Source organism: Microbulbifer sp. ABF4_143 (genome assembly GCF_056160225.1).
The window spans coordinates 43,470-52,427 of record NZ_JBSWWT010000025.1 but is presented as its reverse complement, the minus strand read 5'-3'; the positions used below and the strand labels follow the sequence as shown (position 1 = coordinate 52,427).

Annotated in this window: 8 protein-coding genes; 2 read left to right on the top strand and 6 right to left on the bottom strand. The window is 49.0% G+C overall.

What is annotated here, in order from left to right:
- Both ACXAF3_RS16315 and ACXAF3_RS16310 read left to right on the top strand, forming a co-directional pair.
- Positions 1 to 105: transposase (locus ACXAF3_RS16315; protein ID WP_475113119.1), on the top strand; the 105-nt coding region annotated here is incomplete at its 5' end.
- A 31-nt stretch (positions 106 to 136) separates the two neighbouring features.
- Complete coding sequence (locus tag ACXAF3_RS16310; RefSeq protein ID WP_475113356.1) at positions 137 to 310, top strand: hypothetical protein; 174 nt, start codon at positions 137 to 139, stop codon at positions 308 to 310.
- Here the strand turns inward: ACXAF3_RS16310 and ACXAF3_RS16305 are convergent.
- The 6 genes from ACXAF3_RS16305 to ACXAF3_RS16280 form a co-directional block, all read right to left on the bottom strand.
- Positions 307 to 1,524 (bottom strand): glycosyltransferase, encoded by a 1,218-nt coding sequence (locus tag ACXAF3_RS16305; RefSeq protein ID WP_475113355.1) that lies wholly within the window; start codon positions 1,522 to 1,524, stop codon positions 307 to 309. The genes ACXAF3_RS16310 and ACXAF3_RS16305 overlap by 4 nt on opposite strands.
- A gap of 73 nt (positions 1,525 to 1,597) precedes the next feature.
- Positions 1,598 to 2,851 (bottom strand): glycosyltransferase, encoded by a 1,254-nt coding sequence (locus ACXAF3_RS16300; RefSeq protein ID WP_475113354.1) that lies wholly within the window; start codon positions 2,849 to 2,851, stop codon positions 1,598 to 1,600.
- A 26-nt stretch (positions 2,852 to 2,877) separates the two neighbouring features.
- Positions 2,878 to 4,047, bottom strand: coding sequence for a glycosyltransferase (locus ACXAF3_RS16295; protein ID WP_475113357.1), 1,170 nt, complete (start codon positions 4,045 to 4,047; stop codon positions 2,878 to 2,880).
- A 34-nt stretch (positions 4,048 to 4,081) separates the two neighbouring features.
- Positions 4,082 to 5,353: a glycosyltransferase family 4 protein gene (locus ACXAF3_RS16290; protein WP_475113353.1), complete on the bottom strand. Its 1,272-nt coding sequence runs from the start codon at positions 5,351 to 5,353 to the stop codon at positions 4,082 to 4,084.
- The gene (locus ACXAF3_RS16285) at positions 5,340 to 7,154 is read right to left on the bottom strand and encodes a heparinase II/III domain-containing protein (RefSeq protein WP_475113352.1); all 1,815 of its coding nucleotides are present in this window, start codon (positions 7,152 to 7,154) and stop codon (positions 5,340 to 5,342) included. Before ACXAF3_RS16285 ends, ACXAF3_RS16290 begins: the two co-directional genes overlap by 14 nt.
- A 2-nt stretch (positions 7,155 to 7,156) precedes the next feature.
- Positions 7,157 to 8,890 (bottom strand): hypothetical protein, encoded by a 1,734-nt coding sequence (locus ACXAF3_RS16280; RefSeq protein ID WP_475113351.1) that lies wholly within the window; start codon positions 8,888 to 8,890, stop codon positions 7,157 to 7,159.
- Positions 8,891 to 8,958 lie beyond the last annotated feature (68 nt).

Here is an 8,958-nt window from a genome sequence, read left to right as displayed (position 1 = left end):
ATGAACAACCGCATCAAGGTGATCAAGCGCACGGCCTACGGATACCGGGACAACGACTACTTCTTCCTAAAGATCAAAGCCGCGTTTCCCGGTAAAGTGCGATGAACCAAATAATGGGGTAAGGGGGAGTTGCGCCTTGAGAAAAATTACCTGGTCACAAGATAATCAACCTGAACACTTTAAGGTCATCCTCTGGGCGCTTGCATACCGCATGCCTGCACAGCATAAAATTCTGGAGTGTCAGGCGGGTGGTGCAAAATCCGGGCTAGAAACCCGGGGTGATTCAATAAATGTCGCAGCACCGACCTAACTTGGATTATCACCCAGCACCAATTCTGTGAACGCCAATGCGAGACGCTCCCGGTCATACTCTGCACAAAACGACGATCTATCGTACTTTAACAATTTAATACGGCTGAACTGCCGAATCGCACTTGACAAATCACCCGGGGAAAAGCACCAAGCACCATCAATTCTATTGATAATACGTCTGGAAACGCCTTCAACCCCAGCAAATATGGGTTTTCCAGTTGCGGCGTACTCAAAAATTTTTGAAGGCACTGCTCTACGGTTCGACTTCGCGCTCTTCAAATTTAAGAACAGAATGTCAGCCCAGTGATAATGCTTGATAAGTTCATCTCTACATACTGGCGAAATAATTTTTAGGCGGGAATGCGGAATGTCCGCAGCCGATCTTCTCAAATCGACCTCGCATGGACCATTGCCAACAACTCTCCATTCAACATCGTCACCCAATTTCATAACCAGTCCGGGCAAAACTTCGTGAAGAGCCTGCGCACGGCCTATATTTCCAGCATATAGAACTCGCACCTTCTTCTTGGCCATCTCCGCTGGAAAATCTGCAGCAGATCTATGTACCGACATTTCGAACTCCAACATACGCTTATAAAAGCTCGATTCCAGGCCATTACTAATGACTGCACATCGATCGACACCGAAGAAACGCTGCAAATACCTCCCCTGCATCTCGTTAGTTGCAGTAAAACTACTCGCCTTGCGGATAGCCCAACGTTTAAAAGGTAGCAATAATCCTCGTAAAAATCTGCCTCTCCACCCAGGAATCAAGTGTCGAAGGTTATCGGTAAACAAATCTCTAGTATCAAGATGCAATCTCGAGCTATATCGCGTGGAAATAATTGCCCCCAAAATCTGGGAGCCGAGCATAGAAGATGAGGCAATTACCAGATTTGGGTTATATTCTCTGGAAACGCGGAACACCCTCCAGGCGTAACGCAACAAACAAAGCAGGCTAGAATTGGTCAGAGAATTCCACCGGCTAAATTTTGCACGATGCACTTTAACCAAACATCGGCCATTAGACTCAACACCTTCCCGATCCGAGCTCCAGTTATCAGCCTTACGCCGTATTTTGTCCCCGGTAACGACATGTATCTCCGATCCACTCGGTAACTTCTCAGAAAGAGCGCGAACAAAAGCCGACGAGCGAAAGGATGCTGCCATCAAGTCAGGTGGATAATGAAAACTAAGAACAATAACACGCACAAACTTATTCTCTACATAATCCGAGGATACAGAATTCCAGCATGCCAACTCATACAAGTTGTAAACTTACCATTCAAGCAATGTTACGAGCCTTATTCTCCATTCTGGAATTTATAATCAGCTGCCCTTCTATGGCCGCGACATATTCCTTCTCAACAGCATCCCAAGACAAGTCGAATCCAGACTTTCGTGCGTTATCGGCAAGTTGCTCGCGCAACAACGTATCCTCTGCTAGTTGGCGAATAGCCGATCGAATTGCACTCACGTCATCCGGATTTACCAAGATTCCATAATCGTATGCACGTACAATCCGACGAATTTCAGGAAAATCGCTGGCTACCACTGGCAAGCCGGAAACCGCGTACTCGAAGAGCTTGTTTGAATCCGTAGAGTAATGATTGAAACAAGTATTTCTAAGCAGCTGCAGACCGAAATCAGCTGAAGCTGTCCATTTCGGCAAATCCGCCAAAGGCACTGATGATAAAAAATGTACTCTCTTGGAGACACCCAGATTTTCAGCAAGGAACGCCAACGAATGGCGCTGTGGACCATCACCCAAGAAAACCAAATCGACATTTTCAACCCCGACAATCGCCCTGACCATATTGTGTAGCCCGCGCCCTTCCTGCAGTCCGCCCTGATATAGTGCAATGACACGCCCAGCTTCACTTTCAATGGCCTTCCGCAGTTTCTCGGTCTTCACTGGACGCGAAAAAGGTGGACGATTCTCAAATACCAGGGGGGCAGTCTCGAGCTTGTAGACCCGCCGAAAATGCCTCGCCCTCATAGCTGTAGTCGTCATTGTCAATGACGTACACGGCAATAAAGCTCTTTCGATGAACCATATCAATTTCTTCAGCTGCCTGTAGTATCCCTCTCGATTAAGGTTAATCTCGTGCGCATCATAGATCAATTTAGCTCCTGTGAATTTTGAAGCAACCCAACCAGTTATCAATGTATTAACATTATGCGCCAGAATAATTTGCGGCCGGCAGCGATACACCAATGGCAACATCCTCAACAAAATGAGAATACGAGAAATCAGTAACGCCAAAAGCCTAAAACGGGTTGGTTTGTAACCAGCTTCAGAGAGCATGGTACTACCTGCGTGCTGTCCTCTGACGCCATTGCCAGCTCTAGACCGAATACCTGCCAGCAAACCAACTTTTGTGCGCAATATAGTGAATCCGCCAGGATGTTGCTCCAGCTCTTCATCTTCGCCCGAAGATCCAGCACTGATTACATGTACCCGCCAACCCGCTCGAACGAGGCTAATGGCCTGCTTTACCACCCGAGGATTTTTCATCGCACTGGTTCTCACCAGCATGCATATAGACCGTTTCATCTGGAGCGCTACTCGATCGACATGACTGAACGATATAAACCAAGCAGCCTCGGCGCCTGCGTTTCCCAAGACAACTCAGGGGCTGCATTGAGAGCAGAAACAGAGAGCTTATTTCGAAGAGGCTCATCGCTTACCAATTGATTTAGTGCCTCGACCACCGCATTTTCATCAGCCGGGTCAACCAACGTGCCAAAAGGATGCTTTTCAATCACCCTGCGGATCTCGGGGAAATCACTCGCGACCACAGGCAAACCAGCAATTGCATATTCAAACAGCTTGTTCGAGTCCGTTGTGTAATGGTTCAGACATGTATTCTGTAATAACTGAACACCGATATCTGCCGAGCAGGTCCAATGATGGAGCTCTTCCCACGGGACTGCCGGAGGGAAGTGAACACGATCTTGTACGCCTGAATCAACAGCCTGCGCGATCAATTTTTCCCGCATGCTACCCGGCCCCATCAGTACGAAATGAGCCTCGGGCACCCTGACTGCAACTTTCAGCAGTTCAGGTAACCCACGCCCTTGCTGCAAACCACCTTGATACAAGACAATCGGCGAGTCAGCTGGAATCCGCAGATGCTCTCGCAGACGCTGAGTACGCTTTATCTCTCTATACAGCGGCCGGTTCTGAATTACTACCGGGCGCGCCACACCGTACTCTGCAACAAAGTGATCTGCACGCATATCGGTTGTCGTAATCATTCCCTCTATACGTCGCACTATATATCCTTCTACCTTACGCACCAGGCCGGATATACGCTGAAAAGCTTCTCGGTCGGTACTTATCTCATGTGCATCGTAGATCAGGGGTCGTCGACGCAACTTGGCCGCCACCCAGGTGGTAGGCAAAGGGACAATATCATGCACATGGTAGACATCGCTGTTCAGCTTCCACGCTTCGAAAACCATTCGTATATGCCCAGTCAACCCACGCAAATAACGCCAAAAAACCGAAAGTCGACCGGGACGCATAGTCCCATTGCTACCCTCCGGCATCTTCAGAGGAGTCGGTCGACGAATGCGGATAACATCGAAACCAAGCGGGTGCGTTTCCCGTACTGGAAGACTATCATCCCAATTGGATGCGATTACCGTAACCTCAGCACCGGCTTTAACCAATTCCTCCGCGGAGCGAACAACGCGTGCATCATGACGCAGACTGTTCCAAATAGTCATGCATACACGCGTCCCAACCAAGGGGCTCTCTGATTTATTCATTCACTAAAACTCTGCTATACAACTTCAATAGATCTTCGGACTGTGAAGCCCAGTTGAGCGACTTCCTCGCCACCTTGGCATTGTTCGCATATCGGGCACGCATTTCCTCGTCCCGCACCAAGCACTCGATGGCTTGTCGAAGGGATGTAACATCGTCAGGATCAACCAGCAGCCCTAGATCCCATTCAGAAACCAGCTTGCGGATCTCTGGAAAGTCACTCGCCACTACTGGGAGCCCGCCCATTACATATTCAAACAGCTTGTTTGAATCAGTAGTAAAGTGGTTCAAGCAGGTATTACGAAGACACTGGACACCAATATCCGCAGAGGCTGTCCACTCCGGGAGCTCATCAAGTGGAACTTGCCCGACAAAGTGGATTCGGTCAGCCAGCCTGGCAGCCTGCTCTTCCAAATATTTTCGCTGGATACCGTCACCGATAAATACTAGCTCAGCGCCCTCAATATCGCTGACTGCAGCCATTAAGTTCCTTAATCCCCTGCCCCACTGGAGACCGCCCTGATATAGCACAACAACGCAATCGGCTGCTATGCCGAGCCTTGATCTGATCCGGTCACTACCATTGACGATTCGCTGAACCGGTCGATTCTGTAATACGACCATGTCCGGATAACCGTAAGAACTACGAAACCAATCTGCACGGGCCTGTGTTGTGGTAATACGCCCTTCGGCATTTCGTCCTATCCATCGCTCAACGATTTTTATCAGCCATACTCGCCCACGGTACCCCTCTCGGTCAGCGCTGACTTCGTGAGCGTCATAGATTAATTTGGCCCCGCAGCGACGGGCCGAAAGCCAAGCCGGTAGAAGGGTATTAATATCATGTGCATGCACTACGTCCGGACGAAATCGACAAACAGACCGGAACATGCGGAAGTTGACGCCAAGTTCTTCAACTAAAAGCGTAAGACGTCGGTCCAGCTGCCACCAACGAACTGGATTATAACACTGCCCGCGAGGCTTGCCCTTTATTGTTCCGGTAGCCAACCACTTAACGCGTCGCAATAGATTGCGTGGAGCCAAGATAAGCCGCGACAGTAGTGGCACCATGCGCGACACTCTTTCAACATGGATTCCATCGGACACTGTTTCTGAAGACACCATCCGGGCGGGCGTTAACACTGCCGTAATCTGTACACTTGCACCGCTCTTATGGAGCGTATCCGCTTCACGTAACACTCTTGCGTCATTGACAAAACCGTTCCACAAAAGCATTGCCACTTTCTTCCCTCTAATCACAGCCATGCAGCCTCCACACCCCTTGCTGCAGATCCATTCGTCTACCGTTAAGGGAACCACTCTCCCTCCAGCAGTACTCGTAATTCCCGGAAGAAAACCAACCAATGAATTGCGTTTCCGGCACACTCGGGAGTGCTTCACCAGGCTCAATCCAACGAAATACCGTGACAAACCTTCCCGAAAAAGCCCTGTTCCGAAATCCAATTTGCCAACTAGGCTCCAATTTCCGGTACTCGGGTGAATACCACCCATACCACTGATCACCCTTAACACCTCGCAACGCTTCCACACCCGTTACCGGCACTGTACTGAATACATACAGGACTGAATCAGTCCAGGGAAACCGCACTTCGAATCGACCTCCAATCTTTGTTACCTGTGCCTCAGGCGGAAAATGAAACCATTGCACCAACTCCTCCCATGGCCAGCGGTTGCGTATTTCGTCAGCCACTATCAGCCACTCCCCAGGCGAAAGTAGTAACCACCGCTCTTGCTCGGTATCTACGACAGAACGAGGAAACTTGGCGGAAGCGTTTAGCATTGCCACACCATCTTCTGTTCTCGCACTGGAACTAAGTATTTGCGGAATCTTTTTGCGCGAGTAGCCACGCTCACCGACCCTAACCGTGTTGTGCGCATTAACGCCTACAATATAATTACGAGCTGGTCCTGCGTCATATCCCCACTTTCCAGAATCAACTAAAATACGCCGCCCCTGATCCGACCATTCAAAAGAGAACGTATCAGCGTGCTTATGGACCGAAGAGTGATGCGCCACTGAAAACATTACGTAGCTATCATTTCCCCTCTTGTCCTTCATTCGGACAAATGAATACCCGGTATCGGGAAACGACTTTGCACCATACTCAGGCTCACGGCCCTGTACACCACCGCTCGTCAACCACAAAGCCTTTGGATCAAATTTTGCAGCATTACGAGCATGGCGGGACTCCGTATCCCCAATTGCGGCAAAGCCGCCGTCAGGGTGGACCATCCAGTGAAGATTATCGGGCACACGCTCAAAAACGGTTCTTGCATTTCCGGACAGTTTGAGCAACCCGGAATCTTCTATTTTCTTAAACACCTTGTAGGCAAAAAGATGGTATTCCGGGGAGTGTTCCAAATGCATCGCTTCTCCATTGAACTGTAGCCAAAACAGCTCTTCATAACGAGCACCTGCATACTTCATCATGCTTTCGCACTCAGGGTACAATCCCAGTTGACACAGCGATGCAATACCTATCAACTGAAATAACCCGTGATTGTAAGCTGAGAATTTATCGGGATCTGCCAATTCGACCAAATGAAGTCGCCCCGCATTAACAAGGCGTTCCATGTCGATCTCGGAAATCTTCCCCTCACGTCGCTCTAGCCAAATCAGTTGCGCCAGGTAATTTGCACGCACACCAGTCGCCATATCATTCCAGCGGAAGGAATTAGGCTTGTCATCTTCTATATTAAATCTGACCCAGTCGAGGAAAACTTCACGAACAAATTCTAAATAAGATCGGTTACCATCGCCCATCAGCACCTGAAAAGCAGGTGCAAGCGGATACATTCCATTAAGTTGATATTGCCAATTAATATCTTTATATGGGTCTGCAGCCCAATCGATGGGAGGCTGCATTGAAAATGCTTCATATCCTCGAATAGAAAACCCATCCTCGACAATCGACCTTGCCGACCTTTCCGGATTCGATATATTTTGATGCTTATAATAACCAAATCCGTCTTCAGCCTGAAGCCTTCCCACAATCGCAAAGAGCATTGCAGGGAACAGGATAAATCGCAAGAGACTTGACCGCACGACTAACTCCCCATTAAATATTCGCCGTTCGAAACCGGAGATCCCATGCTGCGCAGGTGGTTCAACCTAACTAGAATATCAGGCAAAAGTGCCAAGGCGTCGACAAATCGTTGCCGGCTCACCTCGACCTCCAAAGCAAACATCAAAGCCGCCAGCTCCGCCTGTTCCGGCTTGACCTCTTTAAGTGAGTGTCTCTTATATCCAGCCGTTACTATGTTATCTTTGAGTGTCTGAAGTCGACTAATAGGCCACCCTGCTCCTACCGGCTCGAGGCCCCAATGCCCCCAGTGCAGCGCGCAATCGTTATCATTCTTTCGCGAGAACATGGTACAACCATTCACACTTGGATTCGTAAATGTCAACGGCAGGGCATTAATCAATCCTTTAATCACGTTTATATGAGAAATAAGAGTATCAATTAATGCCAATGACTGAGCGTCGGAAGCGACGCGCAGTCGTGTGAACATTTCCTCGCTAATTCTCTGTCCAAGTAGCGGACGGGAACGAAGATATCGCTGAGTTAACTCTACGGGCGGTTCAACCAAGAGTAATATTCCACACATACGCTCCGCCAATGAACGGATATTCTTACCCTCATAAGAGACGACGTCAGGCAACAAGAACAAATGGCACTGAAAATTCTTTAACTGTGTAACCCCAATGAGCGGCAAAGCCGGAAGTCCCCGCGGGGGGCGCGCTAGCAGCTCAGCCTCATGTTGCGCTATGGAACTGAGATTTGACTCAAACAGTTTAACGAAATACGACCTTTGGCTCTCACTCGCTTTTACCTTAAGCACGGCAATATTCGTCAGACCTGTGTGATACCATTGACATTCCAATGTCCTGCTATCGTCTCGTGCCAGCTCCGAAAGTACTGACCGCACCCAGGTACTTTTTGATTCTGGCGCCAGCATTGGCCACATACTGTTGTCAGTACTGTTGCGGGACGACAATAGTACTTTGCCATGAAAAAACAATGCGTCCAATTTCATTCTCTGCCGCTGCAAGTCGATCAGTCCGCTCACCACACCGGCGGCGTGAGCAAATACTTGCCTGCTGAGCAATAAGGTCACTATCGCCAGCAGTAAATTCGGCGGAGACCAGAATATAAAGTCAACCATCATGCAAGTGAATGAGAGCAAAAATCCCAGGTTACCCGCTATGTTTACCGAATCCCGCCATTTCTCAGCCATCACTTCCGAAAATTTTTCGCTGACTTGGCATCCCGCCCAATACAGCGTGAAAATCAACACGAAGTATCCAGCCAATACCAGTGCCATTACAGGATATTTCCAGGCCAGCAAAAGCACGGAAAACAATATGAACACGCCACTGGACAGCAGCCTGGAGTATGCCTGATATCCATTTACGGCGGTCAATTCCTGGTTCTCAAACAGGATCATCTTACGGTTTTTGGCCAGTAGATACTGCGCTCCGCTGTTGGCACAGAATGAGATCACGCGCTCGGCAGCCAGATGCAGGGCGTAAAAAGCGATAGCGGAAATACTCAGAAAAAGTACGAGCCAATCCCGATCCATGTCAGCAAAAAAACTGGGAAAATAGGCAGGAGTTCTCTCAGAGCCCAATAAGACGACCACTTTCAGCGGTAAGAGAAACGCCAAAATAGCGCTAATCTGAGATACAAGCGTTGCAAACACCCCGCAAGCAGTCGTCCAGGGAACAACACGAGCAAACTTAAGCCCGAGCGAAAGATACCACCGCATCACTCCAGACATTGTTTATAGTTACCTCTCAGCATCTTCAATACCTCATCAATCAAGCGCCGAGCAATACCCTAAGACGC